This window comes from Paenibacillus sp. FSL H8-0332 (assembly GCF_037963835.1).
Taxonomy (GTDB): Bacteria; Bacillota; Bacilli; order Paenibacillales; family Paenibacillaceae; genus Paenibacillus_AQ; species Paenibacillus_AQ rhizoplanae.
In genome coordinates, this window is the sequence record NZ_CP150145.1 from 1,658,322 (window position 1) to 1,674,036 (window position 15,715).

The window sequence follows — 15,715 nt, forward strand, 5'->3', positions numbered from 1 at the left end:
TACAAGGATACGGCCCCTAGTGATGGGACGATGAGAAGCACCTTGTTCCGCTTAGCCACGGGTTGCGCGCTCTATCGAACTTGCCTGCGTACATACACTCCCACCCTTTAGGGTGGGTTTTTTTGGCTTTAAAATCTTTAACGGGAAATGAACAAACATGGAGGGTGACAAATGAAAAAGCACAGATGGTGGAGCTTTGCGGCACTGGTTGCCGGATTTACGGTGTACTTTATGCTGAACGAACCGGGTACGGCCCGCGCGATGCACATTATGGAAGGATTCCTGCCGGTAGGCTGGGCGGTATTCTGGTGGGCGGCGTTTGTTCCGTTCTTTGTCCTGGGAATCTTCAAGCTGAGAGCCATGACCCGGGAGAACCCTGAGCTGAAGCTGCTGCTGGGTCTAGCTGGGGCGTTTACCTTCGTCCTGTCTGCGCTCAAAATGCCTTCCGTTACCGGAAGCAGCTCCCACCCGACCGGTACCGGTCTTGGTGCGGTAATGCTGGGGCCGCTCCCTATGAGCGTAATCGGCTCGATTGTCCTGCTCTTTCAGGCGCTGCTGCTGGCGCACGGCGGGATCACTACGCTTGGGGCCAATGCGTTCTCGATGGCGGTGGCGGGTCCTTTTGCCGGATATGCAGTGTATAAGCTGATGATGAAGCTGCCGGACCGCGAGAAGCTGGCCTTGTTCTGTGCGGCTGCGGTGGCTGATCTGAGTACGTATGTAGTGACTTCCTTTCAATTGGCGGTGGCTTTTCCGGCGGCGGATGGCGGCGTTCTGACTTCTTTTCTCAAATTCGGGGGCATCTTTGCCGTGACGCAAATCCCGCTGGCCATCAGTGAAGGGCTATTAACGGTACTGCTGTGGAATTGGCTGAAATCATATAGCCCGAATGAATTGTCGCTTCTGAAACGCAAGGTGAACGGAGGAAGAGCCTAATGAGCAATAAATGGAAAAATGGGTTGATGCTGCTGGTTGTTATTCTGCTTGTCATTCTGCCGCTGCTGCTGGTCAATGGGGAATTCGGCGGGGCCGATGATGCGGCTGAAGGTGTGATTACCGAGATTAATCCAGATTATAAGCCGTGGTTCAAGCCGCTGACCGAGCTGCCGGGTGAGACGGAGAGTATGCTGTTCGCATTGCAAGCAGCGATTGGTGCCGGTGTGATCGGTTATACCTTGGGGCTGCTCAAGGGTAAGCAGGGCGGGACGAAGCAGCCTAGCAGCAAGTGATCCGGCGGATTGACGTTCTCTCCTACAATAATGCTCTGCGCCAGTTGTCCCCGATGTGGAAAAGCTCGTTCGCAGCCCTGATGTTCCTGCTCTCTTACACCGTACATCCTGTACTACAGGCTGCAATCACCCTATGGATGATGTCCTGGTGTATATTGCAGGCCCGTATTCCCTTCCGTGCTTATGGCATGCTGTTCGGCACAGCGTTGCTGTTCTATGCGCTTAGCGTACCGGCACTGCTTGTGGAATTCGGGCATCCGGCTGCGGGAGAGGCAGGGATATTCCCGCTTCCGGGACTGAATCTGCCGGTATATGTCACAGCGGCCGGGCTTCAGCGGGCAGGGGAGCTGCTGGCCCGAATCTCTGCTTGCATGAGCTGTTTCTTCTTCCTGATGTTTACTACTCCATTCAGTGAGCTTTTGCAGGTGCTGCGCAGGCTGCGTATGCCGCAGATTGTCCTGGAGCTGATGCTGATTATGTACCGCTTCCTGTTCTTGCTGAGTGATGCAGCGCATGGTCTGCTGCTGGCCCGCCGGCTGCGCGGAGGCCGCCGGGGTTACAAGGCTATGCTGCGGGAGACTGCGGCCATGGCAGGAGCGCTGTTCGGCAACACGATGCACCGTTATTACGGATTATCGCAGGGGCTGCTGGCCCGCGGATTCACAGACGAGATTATTCTCCCGCCTTATACTGCGCGTCCTGTACCGCGGCGGTATACCGTTCAGGCTTATGCCGGTATTGCGCTACTGCTGCTGGCTGAGGCGTACTTTATCACTAACACATGAAAGGAGCCGGCCATGGTTCAGGAATCTAGCTTGGCTTGTGAGGGAGTGGTCTTTCACTATCCGGATACGAAGGAGCCTGCACTGCATGAACTGACGTTCTCCATCCCCGCAGGCAGCAAGACGGCAGTGCTCGGCCATAACGGTTCGGGTAAATCGACGTTGTTCCTGCATGCCGTCGGCATTTTGCGCCCGCAGCAGGGTACGGTTCTGCAAGGAGGGAAGGCGTTATCCTACTCGAAAAAAGAGCTGGCCGCTCTGCGGCGGAAAGTGGGCCTGGTTTTCCAGGACCCCGAGCAGCAGCTGATCCTCAGCACACCGCTGGAGGATGTGTCGTTCGGGCTGCGCGGCAGCGGCATGGCAGAACCGGTTATTGCTGCGCGCTGCCGGGAGGTCATGGAGCTGCTGAATCTGACCGATCTGGGCGATAAACCGATTCACCAGCTTAGTCTTGGCCAGAAAAAACGCACGGCACTCGCCGGTGTGCTGGCTATGGAGCCGGAGCTGATTCTGCTGGATGAGCCGACCTCGTATCTGGACCCGTTATCGGAAACGCAGATGCTGAAGGGGCTTGAAGCCATACATGATAAAGGGACAACCGTAGTTATGGCTACGCATGATATGGACCTGGCCTACCGCTGGGCGGACTGGATTATTGTACTGGAGCATGGAAGATGCCGGGCGGCGGGGACACCGGAGGAGATTTTTGCGGGACGGGAGGAGCTATTGTCCATTGGTCTGGGATTACCGCTGTTGGCTGACTTATGGTTCAGTCTGCCTGCCAGCCTGACCGCAGGTCAGAGCGCTCCCCGCACCGCCGACGAATTCAAAGTGAAGCTGCATAAGCTGCTGGAGCTCGACCACAGCTATTCATGAACGGGGGAAGAAGAATGAACAAACAAGGAAAACTGCTGATTATCGGCTTCGGCCCCGGAGCGCTGGAGCATATTACCGGCCGCGCACTGGCTGCGCTGGATGAGAGCGAGGCGGTCATTGGCTATACCACTTATGTAGATCTGATCAGGCCGCTGTTGCGGCATCAGGAGATTGTCGGCACGGGAATGACCGAGGAGGTCAGCCGGGCCCAGGAGGCCGTCCGCAGAGCAGAAGAAGGGCAGACGATTGCGGTAATCTCCAGCGGCGATGCCGGTGTCTACGGAATGGCCGGGCTGGTCTACGAGGTGCTGATTGAACGCGGCTGGAGCCGCTCAGATGGGGTACAGGTCGAGGTGATCCCGGGAATCTCGGCGATCCAGTCCTGCTCCTCACTGTTGGGGGCCCCGATAATGCATGATTCCTGCACGATCAGCCTGAGCGATCATCTCACTCCCTGGGAGAGCATTGCTGCGCGTGTGGAAGCGGCGGGGGCGGCGGATTTCGTCATTGCGTTCTATAATCCGCGCAGCGGCAGACGGACGCGCCAGATTGAAGAAGCGCGGGGCATTCTGCTGCGTTACCGTGATCCGGCTACACCGGTAGGCATTGTCAAAAGCGCCTACCGTGACCGCCAGCAGACCGTCGTAACCACGCTGCAGGATATGCTGGAGCATGAGATCGGCATGCTCTCGACAGTGGTGGTCGGCAACTCTGCTACCGTTGTCTATGAGGACCTTATGATTACGCCGCGCGGATATGAGCGCAAGTATAGTCTCGGGGCACAGACGCAGACACTGAAGCCGCACGAGCGGCTGCGCACGGCAGCTGAGCCTTGGTCACTGGCTGCGGCGGAGTCCGGGCAGGCAGAGGGGGCAGCTGGAGCCGGAGCGGCACAAGCTGTGGATGCGGGGAGAGCAGCAGAGTCTCCCTTCGAGCTGGAGATTGCTCCGGCAGCCGGCAGCCGCAGCTTCAGCGGCGATCAGATGAAGCTGCTGGCTGAGCTTGCGGGCAGCGAAGGGCAATTGGTCTATACGAAGGACGGGTATTTCCTGCTGCGCGGCAGCCGGAGTGAAGAAGCAGAGGCAGGAGCAAGGCTGCTGGAGGCCGGACTGAATGTAAGTACGCCTGGAGATTACGTGAAGGTGAAAACCTGCGGGTTCTGTGAGCTGCGCAGAAGCGGGGCGTTAAGTGCTGCTGTCCGGCTGAACACCCTGCTGCATGGACTCGCTGTGCCCAGAGAGCTGCACATCAGTGTAGCCGGCTGCGGGATGGCTTGCAGCTCCGCTGTGCTGGATGATATCGGACTGGTAATGTCGCGCGGCAGCTATGAGTTGTATCTCGGCGGCAAGAAGTCCGGGCGGGGTGCCCATGCCGGGATTGTGGTGCGTGAAGGGATGGACGAAGAGCAAGCGGTAGCCGCTGTAGCTGCCGCAGTTGAGGACTACAGGGCTCATGGCGGGGAGCAGGAGCGGTATCATGCGTTCCGGGAACGGATGGACAGCGCAACAGGGAGTGCAGCCCATACATCCGATAACGATAACAGCAAAGAAGGAGTGCAGACGATGAGAACGGTATTACTGGTGGGACACGGGAGCCGGGTTCAAGCGGGAAATGAGGAGTTGCTGGAATTCACCCGCCTGCTCGCGGCCCGTAAGCCGGAGCTGAAGGTCGAGACCTGCTTCATAGAGCTGGCCTCGCCTTCCATCGCTGGCGGAATTGCCAGATGCATTGAGGGCGGTGCGGCGGAGATATACGTAGTGCCGATTATTTTGTTCGCGGCGGGGCATTCCAAGCTCGATATTCCAATGGCCATTGACGAAGCCAAGCAGAGATATCCCGGGGTGAAGTTCATCTACGGGCGTCCGCTGGGGGTGCAGGACCGTGCCGTCGATATTCTGCTGGAGCGGATTCAGGAAGCAGAACGACTTCCACTCCTGCAGGTGAAGGCGGCTGGCGGAATGGACCTGGACCTGTGCGGGAACGGTGCATCCACGATTGAGGATAAGGACACCATCGTACTGCTGATGGGACGCGGGGGCAGTGACCCGGATGCTAACAGCGATCTGTATAAAATAAGCCGGCTGCTCTGGGAGAGAACAGGCTACCGCAGCGTGGAAAGCTGCTTCATTGCCATCGCCAAGCCTTCGCTGCCGGACGGGCTTGAACGCTGCCTTGCACTGGGTGCGCGCAAAATTATTGTTCTGCCGTACCTGCTGTTCACCGGAGTGCTAATGCAGCAGTTCGCTGAGAGAGTGGCGCAATTCGCAGCGGAGCATCCCGGGCTTGAAGTGCAGATCGGCGGCACGCTGGGCGCACATCCGCTGCTGGTGGATATGCTGACAGAGCGGATCGAGGAGACGCTGGAAGGCCGTGCCTTCAGCAACTGCGATAACTGCAAATACCGCGATGCAGCCTCATTGCATCATCACCATCATGGTGAGGAGGAGCACGGGGAGCATGGGCATGGACATCACGGGCATGGGCATCACAGTCATGAGGGACATGGACACGGGCGCCATGAGCATGGAGATGAAGAGCACGGACACGGACACGTACATCACTGCCATGAGAAACATGGGCATCACGAATGTGCGCATCACGGGCATGAGGAACATAGGCACGGGCACCACTGCCATGGGAAGCATGGGCATCACGAGTGTGCGCATCACAGGCATGATGAACATGGGCACACGCATCACGCGCATGAGCATCACTGCCATGGGCGGCATGATGTAACGGAGGCGGCGGCTCCGGCAGACGATCTGGCGCTTCGCCAGCCGCGATGATCTTCATGTTATGCGGCACCAGCGACGCCCGGGAGCTGGCACAGAGTCTTACGCGCCAAGGCCTGCCGCTGCAGGCCAGCGTGGTGACGCCCAGCGGGGCAGAACGCCTTATGGCCGCAGGCATCCGCACCCGCGTCGGCAGACTGGACCGCGCGGCGATGATTTCTTTGCTGCAAGCGGGCGGGTACCGTGCCGTGGTGGACGGCAGCCATCCTTTTGCGCTGGAGGCCCATGCCAATGCGATGGAAGCTGCTGCTGCGCTGGGATTGCCTTACTTCCGCTACGAGCGGCAGAGTCTTATCTATAACAGCCATCCCCGGCTGTTGCTTGTGCATTCCTATGAAGAGGCTGCGCGCAAGGCTAAGGAGCTGAAGGGCTCTGTGATGCTGACCACTGGCGGCAAAACGCTGGAGATTTTTGCGGAGGAGCTGCTGGGAGATCCGGATATCCGGCTGACCGTAAGGCTGCTTCCTTGTCTGGAGAATCTGGAGAAGTGCCAAGCCCTTGGGATCGAGCAGCGGAATATTATTGCGCTTCAGGGCCCTTTTAGCAGAGAGATGAATGAGGCCTTATACCGGCAGTATGGCACCCGGGTGATGATTACCAAGGAGAGCGGGGCCGAGGGCTCGGTGGATGAGAAGCTGCATGCCGCGCTGGATATGGGGTTATATGTGATTTTGATTATGCGGCCGGGGCTGTCCTTCGGGGATGGCGGAACGGTGTTTGATTCTTTTGACGAGATTACGGCTGCTGTGAAGCATGTGCTGCTAATGACAAGGGAAGAGGGATGAATGTGGATTTCGGGACAGAGTTCAAGCCGGTGACCGTACAGCCGCAGGAGATAGAGGGTCTAAGCTTTCAGATGATTACGGAGGAGCTGGGTGAACATTCGTTTAGTGCACTGGAGTACCCGATTGTACAGCGGATTATTCATGCTTCGGCTGATTTTGAGCTGGGACGCAGTCTGGTGTTTCATCCCGGGGCGATTGAGGCGGGGATTCACGCCATGCTGCAGGGCAAGCCGATTATAGCGGATGTGCGGATGGTGGAGGCGGGTATTGCTAAGGAACGGATTCAGCGGTACGGCGGCGAGGTCCGGGTACATATTGCAGATCCTGATGTGGTGGACGAGGCGAAGGCGCTGGGAACCACAAGGGCGATTATCGCAACGCGCAAGGCCTGCGCCCAGGCACCGGGGGGAATCTATGTCATCGGCAACGCGCCGACTGCCCTGCTGGAGCTCATCCGTCTGGTAAAAGCAGGCGCCGCCCAGCCAGGCCTCGTCATCGGCATGCCCGTTGGCTTTGTCTCGGCGGCGGAATCCAAGGATGAGCTGCGCAAGCTGGATATTCCCTTCATCACCAATATCGGCCGCAAAGGCGGCAGTACGATTGTGGTCGCCGCAGTGAACGCACTAAGTCTGCTGGCCGTCCGCCGGGCGGCGGGCGAGCTGGATTAGCTTGATCAGCTGATCACGGATCAGGCGGCTGGAGGGTTCTTACCAACTACCAGGTAAATGTGCTTACTGTGCGGATTGCGGTAGCGTGTGGGTTGAGTGATTGTATTTTGTGCAACAGAATTCGTAATTTTATAGTTGAAATCCGGTTCTGTTGTAGTTCATACACTTGATTTTTGGATAAGGGCTCCAAAACACCTCCCTCACCAAATTCTAATGTACAAAATGCAGCAGATTCACTTTTTTGGCGGATATGGGGTTTAACTAATGTACAAAGTGCAGTGGAGCCAGAAAGACTAGAAAAATTTGTATGTAAATCTCCTGATTTGCTTAGAAGCAGCAGTATAATCAGGTTATATAGAGAGTAAGACAAGTTATCTGCCCAGGGCTAACGCTTAGAGGATAGGCTTCAGTGATGTGCAGATTGTGAGGATTCATTCTTAAACCATCAGCAAAGAGGGATTGCCATGACCAAGGAAATACCGGATCAAGCCGTCAGGCAGAACCGGAGCCAAGGAAGCGGGGAGGCAGGGGCGGGGCAGGTAGAGCAGGCAGAGCAAGCGTATGTACTCGGATTCGATCATGCAGCTGAGCAAATAGAGCAAGCCAGCCGCCCCGAGTTCGATCAGGCAGCCCGGCAGGTGGAGCACGCAGCCGTCCACGAGATCAAGCAGATGGCCGGGCAGATACAGCAGGCTATCGAACCCGGATTGCCCGGATTTGCTCAGGCACTCGAAGTGTTCGCACAAGTGCGCGGCCCCGGATTGCCCGATCCCGAATCCGCAGAGACAACCCCCGCTCCCCCGCTCCGCAGGGGCTACACGACAGGGGCCTGTGCCGCAGCGGCAGCTGCAGGTGCGGCAACCCTGCTCATTACAGGGGAAAGGCTGCCTGCGGTAGAGATTGATCTGCCAGCCGGGTTCCTTCATACCTTTGAGCTGACTGGCTGGCAGCGTACAGGATCACACACGGCAAGCTGTGCCACCGTCAAAGATGCCGGAGACGACCCGGATGCGACACATCTGGCGTGGATCGAAGCGGCGGTGAGCTGGCGTGATCAGCCGGGCGTGGAGATTGACGGGGGCCGCGGTGTCGGCCGGGTGACCAAGCCGGGCCTGCCGGTTGGCGTGGGAGAGGCGGCGATTAATCCGGTGCCCCGGAGGATGATTCAGGAGGCGGTAACCGCCGTACTGGAGGAGCACGGTGCAGCGCGGGGTCTTAGGGTAGTCATCAGCGTGCCGGAGGGCGAGAGCATCGCCCTTAAGACGCTGAATCCCCGGCTGGGTATTCTGGGCGGCATTTCGATCCTGGGCACGCGGGGCGTGGTGACCCCATTCTCCACTGAGGCCTATAAGGCGAGTGTGGTTCAGGCCATCTCGGTGGCGGCTGCGGCGGGGAACCGGCAGGTTGTGCTGACTACAGGCGGCAGCAGCGAGAAATACGCCATCGCGATGTTCGCGGAGCTTCCGGAGGAAGCTTTTATCCAGATGGGGGAATATGTAGGCTTCTCGCTGGAGCATGCGAAGGCTTACGGGCTTCGCAAGGTTACCTTCGTCGGGATGGCAGGCAAATTCTCCAAGGTGGCGCAGGGGGCCATGCTGATTCACTCCAAGAACGCGCCCGTCGATTTCGGATTTCTGGCCTCCGTTGCGGCTGGTGCGGGAGCGTCCCTTGGGCAGGTGCAGGAGATTGCGGCCGCTAACACAGCCTCACAGGTCGTGGATATGATGACTGAGGCGGGGAATCACACTTTTTTCGAGCAGCTGTGCAGGCATGCCTGTGAACAGAGTCTGGCGCATATGAACGGAGGCATGATTGTGGAAATGGTGCTCATTACAATGAAGGGCCGGGTGCTGGGAAGGGCGGAGATTCATGGATAACCTGATTTATGTGATCGGGATCGGTGAGGATGGCGCCGGCGGCCTGACACCGGATAGCTTAAGCATAGTGAACAACAGCGAGGTGCTGCTGGGCGGCGAGCGGCAATTGAATTTTTTCAGCAGGTATAGAGGGGAGAAAATCGTGCTGCAAGGCGGGCTGAAGCCTTTTACAGACAAGCTGGAGGAGGTGTGGCGTGAGCGGCGGACGGTGGTGCTGGCCTCGGGGGACCCGTTCTTTTTTGGAATTGCCGGGTATCTCGTCCGCAGGTTCGGGCCGGAGCATGTGGAGGTGATCCCCCATTATAGCAGCGTGCAGCTTGCGTTTGCACGGCTGGGGGACAGCTGGCAGGATGCGGAGCTGATCAGTCTGCACGGTCGTCCCATTCAGGGACTGGCCCAGCGGATCGACGGCAAGCACAAAATCGCCCTGTTGACAGACGAGAACAACACTCCTGCGGTCATTGCCGCATATTTGCGGGAGTTCGGGATGATAGAATATGAGGCGTTTATCTGTGAGCGGCTTGGCGGGGCGGAGGAAGTCTGCCGGTTCTGGACGCTGGAGGAGATGTTGACCAGGGAGTTCTCAGCGCTTAATGTCGTGATCCTGCGCCATAAGCAGGAGGTCTCTGCTCCTGTGCGGCGCGGATTCGCTTATCCGGACGAGGCATTCCGGCAGCGTAAGCCGGAGAAAGGCCTGATTACGAAGCGCGAGGTCCGCGCGCTGGTGCTGTCGGAGCTGAACCTGTCCGAGGATGCAGTCGTGTGGGATATCGGCTCCGGCTCGGGTGCGGTGGCTGCGGAATGTGCGCGGATCGCCAGACTCGGGAAGGTTTACGCCCTGGAGAAAAGTGCTGAGAATCTGCCAAATATGGCAGCGAACCGCTTGAAATTCCGGGCGGATTTCGAAATCATCCAGGAGAAGGCACCGCAGGGATTAGCGGCTTTGCCTGACCCGGACGCGGTCTTCATCGGCGGCAGCGGCGGTGAGCTGGCGGCTATTATTGCGCAGAGTGCCGCGAGGCTGCGGCCTGGCGGCCGGATTGTGGTTGGGGCGATCACGGTGGAGACGCTGCATGGCAGCATGGAGGCGCTTAAGGCCGCCGGACTGGCCTGCGAGGTCACGATGCTTCAGGCGTCACGCGGCAAGCCGATTCTCGGCATGACCCGGTTCGACGGAATGAATCCCGTCTATGTGGTCAGCGGCCGGAAGCTTCATTAATCATCAGACAATAACGAAGGAGGAACCCGCAATGAAGACCGATGTAACTTCGCCGCGTGAGCAGGCTGCGGACGGACAGGAAATATCGTCAGGAGAAGCGGCCGGGACGCTGTGGACAGAAGCAGCGATACAGGCGGCCAGTGCGTTATTTGACCCGCTGGATGCAGAAGAGCTGGTGCTGGAGGAAAGACTGACTCCCCGGGCGCTCGGAACGTTATACGGCGTAGGCGTCGGCCCCGGCGACCCGGAGCTAATCACGCTTAAGGCTTGCCGACTGCTGCGGGAATGTCCGGTGATTGCCTACCCGGCCACTAAGAAGGGCGGCAAATCCTACGCCTATGAAATCATTGAGCTGCATGTAGACCCGCAGGACAAAATCATGCTCGGACTGGTCTTTCCGATGACGAAGGACCCGGAGCTGCTGGCAGGCGGCTGGACCCGAACGGTAGAGCTGTGCTGGAGAGAGCTGAAGCAGGGCCGGGATGTGGCTTTTGTGACGGAAGGCGATCCTAATCTCTTCAGCACCTTCATTCATCTGTCCCGGCTGATGCAGGAGCTGCATCCCGGTGTGCCGGTCGTCTCGGTTCCGGGAATTTCCTCGGTGCTGGGCGCGGCGGCCGCGCTGGAGCAGCCCCTGGCAGACGGCAATCAGCGTGTGGGGATCATCCCGGCTACGGACGACAGGGAGGCGCTTCGAGAAGCACTGCTGCATCATGATACGGTGGTGTTCCTTAAGGTGGCCAAGGTGCTGGATCTGGTGCTGGATGTGCTGGATGAGCTGGGCTTGTCCGGCCGCGCCTCGGTGGTAACCAAGGTAACCTCCCCCTATGAGACCGTCTGGCGCGATGCGCGGGACCTGCGGGGCAAGGAAGTGGAGTACCTGAGTCTGATGGTGGTGAGCAAATGACGAATAAGCTGTTGGAGCCAAAAGTATATATTGTCGGTGCCGGACCGGGCGACCCGGAGCTGATCACGGTCAAAGGCAGCCGGATTCTGCGCTCGGCAGATCTGGTGCTGTATGCGGATTCGCTGGTCAGCGAGGAGCTGATCCGCAGCGCTAAGCCCGGTGCGCAGGTGCTTCGGAGCTCGGGCATGGATCTGGAGCAGCAGGTGGAGCTGATGATGCTTGCTGTGCAGTCCGGTAAAAGCGTAGCCCGCGTCCACACCGGAGACCCCGCCATGTATGGAGCGATTCTGGAGCAGATGTCGCTGCTGAAGCTATGCGGCGTCGCTTACGAGATTGTGCCTGGCGTCAGCTCGGTTTTTGCCTCTGCGGCGGCGCTTGGCGCAGAGCTGACCGTGCCGGAGCTGACGCAGACGGTCATTCTGACCCGTGCGGAAGGGCGCACACCCGTGCCTGAGCGCGAGCAGCTGCGCAAGCTGGCAGAGCATCACTGCACGGTGGCGCTGTTTCTAAGTGCATCACTGGCTGGTCATGTGAGCAGTGAATTTCTGGCCGCAGGCTGGAGCCCGGAGACCCCGGTGGCGGTCGTGAAGCGGGCCACTTGGCCGGATCAGCAGATTCTGCGGACAACGGTCGAGAAGCTGGAGGCGGACCTGCGGGATGCCGGCATCACCATGCATGCCATGATCCTGGCCGGCTGGGCACTGGACCCCGGGCTGACGGACCGCGATCAGCACCGCTCCAAGCTGTATGACAAGACCTTCACCCACGGCTGCCGGGAAGGAATCGGCTCCGGTGAGTAAGCGGTATGCGGCTGTTGCCATTACACGCAGTGGGATAGAGCTGGCTGTGAGGCTCGGCGGGCGGCTTGGCGGGACTGAGGTCTTTGTCTATGCCAAATATAGCGGCGGGCTGGAGGCGCGGAGCGGGGAGATCACTGTTTTTGACGGACCGGTCAGAGGGTTGCTTCCCAAGCTGTTCGGGAGCTATGAGGCGGTCATTCTGTTCTTCTCGCTGGGGGCGGCTGTCCGGCTGACGGCTCCGCTGCTGCAGGATAAAAGAACCGATCCAGCCGTCATCGTCATCGATGAGCGCGGGGAGCATGTCATCAGCATGCTCTCCGGCCATCTCGGCGGAGCAAACAGGCTGACGCTGGAGATTGCGGAGCTGCTGGGCAGCCATCCGGTGATCACTACAGCTTCGGATGTGCAGGGCACCTTCGCTGTCGATCTGCTGGGCCAAGAGTATGGCTGGCGCGCGGACAGCTTCACCCCCATGAAGGGGGTTAGTGCTGCGCTGGTTAACGGGGAGCCGGTGGCTTTTGTGCAGGAGAGCGGGGAACGTGACTGGCTGCCGCTAGGTGCTGAGGTGCCGGAGCATGTCTTTATGTTCGCAAGCAGGGCTGAGCTTCGGCATAACGGACGCAGCTTCAGCGCAGCGATTGTGGTAAGCGACCGGGTGGCGGCGGAACCGGAGGAGGACGCACCGGCAGATACTGCTCTGGCCGAGTACACTGTAGTGTATCGCCCCCGCAGTCTGGTGCTTGGACTCGGCTGCAACCGCGGGACGTCTGCGGAAGAGCTGGAAGCCGTGGTCCTGCACACTCTGAATGAGCTTCATCTGTCGCTCCATAGTGTGCGGAATGTGGCGACGGCCGGGATCAAGGGGGATGAAGCAGGACTCTTGGCCTTGTGTGCTAAATACAACTGGGAGCTGGTTCTGTACACCCCGGAGCAGCTAAATACAGTAGAGCTGGACCATCCGTCTGAAGTGGTGTTCAGGGCAACGGGGGCTTACGGTGTCTGTGAACCTGCTGCGCTGTTGTCCTCAGGTGCGCATTCGCTCCTGCAGCCTAAGCTCAAGAGCGGCAATGTGACCATCGCCGTAGCCCGGATTGTCTATCCCGGAGAGAAGGAGGGGAGCAGCGGTGAATGATTCAAGGAATGTAGCTGGGTATGAAAAAGAGCCTGGATCAGCCCCACGGGAGCCGCAGGCGCGTCCCCGCCTGGTCATCGCAGGCACAGGCAGCGGCTCAGGCAAAACAACGGTCACGCTGGGGCTGATGCGTGCTTTTGCCCGGCGGGGCCTGAAGGTTCAGGGCTTCAAATGCGGCCCTGACTATATCGATCCCGCCTATCACAGTGCGGTCACAGATCGTCCCTCGCGCAACCTGGACTCTTGGATGACTTCAAGCGCCTATCTGCAGGAGTATTTCCTGCAGGCTTCGGCAGAGGCCGACTTGTCCGTCATTGAGGGCGTCATGGGGCTGTATGACGGCAAGGAGGATACGGCACTGACCGGATCAACGGCGGAGATCGCCATCCTGACCGCCAGTCCTGTGCTGCTGGTGGTCGATGTCCGCAGCATGGGCCGCAGTGCTGCGGCGATTGTGCTGGGCTTCCGGCAGCTGGAGCCGCAGGTGCGGATTGCCGCCGTTCTGGTGAACCGCTGCGGCAGCGAGGGTCACTACCGGTTAGTTAAGGCGGCCATTGAAGCAGCCTGCGGGATTCCCGTGATCGGCTGGCTCCCCCGCGACAGCGGACTGGACATCCCGGAGCGGCATCTGGGCTTGCTGCCCGCAGTGGAGCGCGGGGAGCTTGCGCCCTTGTTCGACCGTGCCGCCGACATGCTGGAGCAAGGCACGGATCTGGAGCGGCTGCTGGAGCTTGCAGCTGCCGCGCCTGCTGTGCGGGAGATGCTTGCGGCTGGGGATGACCAGGGTAATCCTGCCGGGCAGATAATACATAAGACACAGACAGGCCCGGTGGAGTCTGGCCCGGTCATTGCCGTCGCCCGGGACGCGGCGTTCAACTTCTACTACGCCGATAATCTGGAGCTGCTCGCACGTGAAGGTGCTAGGCTGGTTTACTTCAGCCCGCTCAGAGGTGAAGGCATTCCGCCGGAAGCCGATGGCATCTATATTGGCGGCGGCTTCCCGGAAGAATTCGCGGCGGTGATTGCCGCGAACCAGCTTTTCCTCGGCGGACTGAGGTCTGCCGCAGCTGCCGGAATGCCGCTGTATGCGGAGTGCGGCGGCTACATGGTGCTGGCCCGCAGCCTGACCGACCGCACCGGTGCGGCGCATGAGATGGCCGGAATCGTTCCGGCACATACCGTGATGCAGGAACGCCGGGCGGCACTCGGGTATCGTGAAGTTACGGCAATTCACGACTGTCTGCTGCTGAAGCAGGGCGAGCGTCTGCGCGGCCATGAATTTCATTACTCCGTCATGAGCTATCCTGAGGGGGCAGACCGGACCTATGCCTATGAGAGTAAGGGCAGAGGGGGGAGCCAGCCGGAAGGCTACATCAACGGCAGCATCATGGCTGCTTATGTGCATATCCATCTGGCCTCCCATCTCCCGGCAGCAGCCCGGCTTGTAGCAGCCTGCCGGGCCTATCGAGACCGCAAACAGACTATGCAGCAACACGATCCCGATTCTTGCAAACAACAAATGGAATAACGAATCTACCATATGTCAACCGCTTGTCATACGTATAAGAGCCACGTATAATAGGGCAAGAGAACGCTTTATTACCGCGCTCGGGCTGATCAGCCGGTTAGTTCTAGCGCAGGAAACTATCATTGTATTTATCGTATCTCAGGAATCTATCGAAATTATCAGTAGCAACAGCATATGGATGCATCAGGAGAAGGGGGAACACTGCAGTGAAATTGTTGGGAGCGATTGAAGCAGGGGGAACGAAGTTTGTATGCGGTATCGGGAATGAGGACGGGACGATTATCGACCGGGTGAGCTTTCCGACTGCCACTCCTCAAGAGACTATGAGCCAGGTAATGGATTATTTCAGCGGAAAATCCGTGGAGGCTATCGGCATCGGTTCATTCGGACCGATTGATCCCGTTATTGGCAGCCCCACCTATGGATATATTACAACCACACCGAAGCCCCATTGGGGCGGGTATAATCTGGTGGGAGCCGTGGAGGAGCAATTCCAGGTTCCGATCGGCTTCGATACAGATGTGAACGGCGCGGCGCTGGGCGAATACACCTGGGGGGCAGCGCAAGGTCTGGATAGCTGCCTCTATATCACGGTAGGTACCGGGATTGGTGCCGGTGCTGTGGTGGGCGGGAAGCTGGTTCACGGGCTGTCCCACCCGGAGATGGGCCATATTCTGGTCCGTCGTCATCCCGAGGACCACTACGAAGGCTTCTGCCCTTATCACGGCGATTGCCTGGAGGGTCTGGCAGCGGGTCCGGCCATCGGCAAGCGCTGGGGTAAGCCGGCGGGCGAGCTGTCTGCGGATCATCCGGCCTGGGCGATGGAGGCCCACTATCTGGCCCATGCGCTTATGAACTATGTGCTGATCCTCTCTCCGCAGAAGATCGTAATGGGCGGCGGTGTGATGAAGCAGAGCCAGCTTTTCCCGCTGATCCATGCCAAGCTGCAGGAGCTGCTCGGCGGATATGTGCAGCATCCGGCGCTCAATGAAGAGATTGGCAGCTATATTGTGTCTCCGCAGCTTGGAGATAACGCCGGTCTGTCGGGTGCACTGGGTCTGGCCAAGCTGGCTTTGGACCGCAAGTAGGATCTCCTGTCAAAAAGACATTGACTGTTTCG

General features: G+C 59.1%; 14 protein-coding genes. All 14 read left to right on the forward strand.

The genetic code is table 11. From position 1 onward, the window contains the following. Nucleotides 1-171: 171 nt before the first annotated feature. Nucleotides 172-936: an energy-coupling factor ABC transporter permease gene (locus tag NST43_RS07130; protein WP_209991446.1), complete on the forward strand. Its 765-nt coding sequence runs from the start codon at nt 172-174 to the stop codon at nt 934-936. After that, on the forward strand, nt 936-1,229 hold the full coding sequence (locus NST43_RS07135) for an energy-coupling factor ABC transporter substrate-binding protein (protein WP_339223403.1): 294 nt from the start codon (nt 936-938) through the stop codon (nt 1,227-1,229). Before NST43_RS07130 ends, NST43_RS07135 begins: the two co-directional genes overlap by 1 nt. Then, nucleotides 1,226-2,014: a cobalt ECF transporter T component CbiQ gene (cbiQ, locus tag NST43_RS07140; protein ID WP_339223405.1), complete on the forward strand. Its 789-nt coding sequence runs from the start codon at nt 1,226-1,228 to the stop codon at nt 2,012-2,014. The genes NST43_RS07135 and cbiQ overlap by 4 nt, the downstream gene beginning before the upstream one ends. 12 nt (nt 2,015-2,026) lie before the next feature. Further along, nucleotides 2,027-2,887 carry an ABC transporter ATP-binding protein gene (locus NST43_RS07145; protein WP_339223407.1) on the forward strand — a complete coding sequence of 287 codons (861 nt, stop codon included), beginning with the start codon at nt 2,027-2,029 and terminating at the stop codon, nt 2,885-2,887. A 14-nt stretch (nt 2,888-2,901) separates the two neighbouring features. After that, the gene (cobJ, locus tag NST43_RS07150; protein WP_339223409.1) at nt 2,902-5,673 is read left to right on the forward strand and encodes a precorrin-3B C(17)-methyltransferase; all 2,772 of its coding nucleotides are present in this window, start codon (nt 2,902-2,904) and stop codon (nt 5,671-5,673) included. Next, nucleotides 5,670-6,464: a precorrin-6A reductase gene (gene cobK, locus NST43_RS07155; protein WP_339223411.1), complete on the forward strand. Its 795-nt coding sequence runs from the start codon at nt 5,670-5,672 to the stop codon at nt 6,462-6,464. Before cobJ ends, cobK begins: the two co-directional genes overlap by 4 nt. 2 nt (nt 6,465-6,466) lie before the next feature. Then, nucleotides 6,467-7,132, forward strand: coding sequence for a precorrin-8X methylmutase (locus tag NST43_RS07160; protein ID WP_339223413.1), 666 nt, complete (start codon nt 6,467-6,469; stop codon nt 7,130-7,132). A 761-nt stretch (nt 7,133-7,893) separates the two neighbouring features. Further along, nucleotides 7,894-9,009 carry a cobalt-precorrin-5B (C(1))-methyltransferase gene (locus tag NST43_RS07165; RefSeq protein WP_339225359.1) on the forward strand — a complete coding sequence of 372 codons (1,116 nt, stop codon included), beginning with the start codon at nt 7,894-7,896 and terminating at the stop codon, nt 9,007-9,009. Then, nucleotides 9,002-10,228 carry a precorrin-6y C5,15-methyltransferase (decarboxylating) subunit CbiE gene (gene cbiE, locus NST43_RS07170; protein WP_339223415.1) on the forward strand — a complete coding sequence of 409 codons (1,227 nt, stop codon included), beginning with the start codon at nt 9,002-9,004 and terminating at the stop codon, nt 10,226-10,228. The genes NST43_RS07165 and cbiE overlap by 8 nt, the downstream gene beginning before the upstream one ends. 31 nt (nt 10,229-10,259) lie before the next feature. Then, nucleotides 10,260-11,135, forward strand: a complete 876-nt coding sequence (cobI, locus tag NST43_RS07175) for a precorrin-2 C(20)-methyltransferase (protein WP_209991438.1) — start codon at nt 10,260-10,262, stop codon at nt 11,133-11,135. After that, complete coding sequence (cobM, locus tag NST43_RS07180) at nt 11,132-11,935, forward strand: precorrin-4 C(11)-methyltransferase (protein WP_339223418.1); 804 nt, start codon at nt 11,132-11,134, stop codon at nt 11,933-11,935. Before cobI ends, cobM begins: the two co-directional genes overlap by 4 nt. After that, entirely contained in the window at nt 11,883-13,067 is a 1,185-nt protein-coding gene (locus NST43_RS07185) for a cobalamin biosynthesis protein (protein ID WP_339223420.1), read from the forward strand. Before cobM ends, NST43_RS07185 begins: the two co-directional genes overlap by 53 nt. Before the next feature lie 70 nt (nt 13,068-13,137). Beyond that, nucleotides 13,138-14,595, forward strand: coding sequence for a cobyrinate a,c-diamide synthase (locus tag NST43_RS07190; RefSeq protein ID WP_339225360.1), 1,458 nt, complete (start codon nt 13,138-13,140; stop codon nt 14,593-14,595). Nucleotides 14,596-14,801: 206 nt separating this feature from the next. Further along, on the forward strand, nt 14,802-15,683 hold the full coding sequence (locus NST43_RS07195) for an ROK family protein (protein WP_339223422.1): 882 nt from the start codon (nt 14,802-14,804) through the stop codon (nt 15,681-15,683). The last annotated feature ends 32 nt before the right edge of the window (nt 15,684-15,715 follow it).

Excerpts from the sequence above, each read along its gene's own strand:
- cobK (WP_339223411.1), top strand. The coding sequence starts at position 5,670 with ATGATCTTCATGTTATGCGGCACCAGCGACGCCCGGGAGCTGGCACAG.
- NST43_RS07185 (WP_339223420.1), top strand. The coding sequence starts at position 11,883 with ATGACAAGACCTTCACCCACGGCTGCCGGGAAGGAATCGGCTCCGGTG.
- NST43_RS07145 (WP_339223407.1), top strand. The coding sequence starts at position 2,027 with ATGGTTCAGGAATCTAGCTTGGCTTGTGAGGGAGTGGTCTTTCACTAT.
- NST43_RS07135 (WP_339223403.1), top strand. The coding sequence starts at position 936 with ATGAGCAATAAATGGAAAAATGGGTTGATGCTGCTGGTTGTTATTCTG.
- cobI (WP_209991438.1), top strand. The coding sequence starts at position 10,260 with ATGAAGACCGATGTAACTTCGCCGCGTGAGCAGGCTGCGGACGGACAG.
- cobJ (WP_339223409.1), top strand. The coding sequence starts at position 2,902 with ATGAACAAACAAGGAAAACTGCTGATTATCGGCTTCGGCCCCGGAGCG.
- NST43_RS07130 (WP_209991446.1), top strand. The coding sequence starts at position 172 with ATGAAAAAGCACAGATGGTGGAGCTTTGCGGCACTGGTTGCCGGATTT.
- cbiE (WP_339223415.1), top strand. The coding sequence starts at position 9,002 with ATGGATAACCTGATTTATGTGATCGGGATCGGTGAGGATGGCGCCGGC.
- cobM (WP_339223418.1), top strand. The coding sequence starts at position 11,132 with ATGACGAATAAGCTGTTGGAGCCAAAAGTATATATTGTCGGTGCCGGA.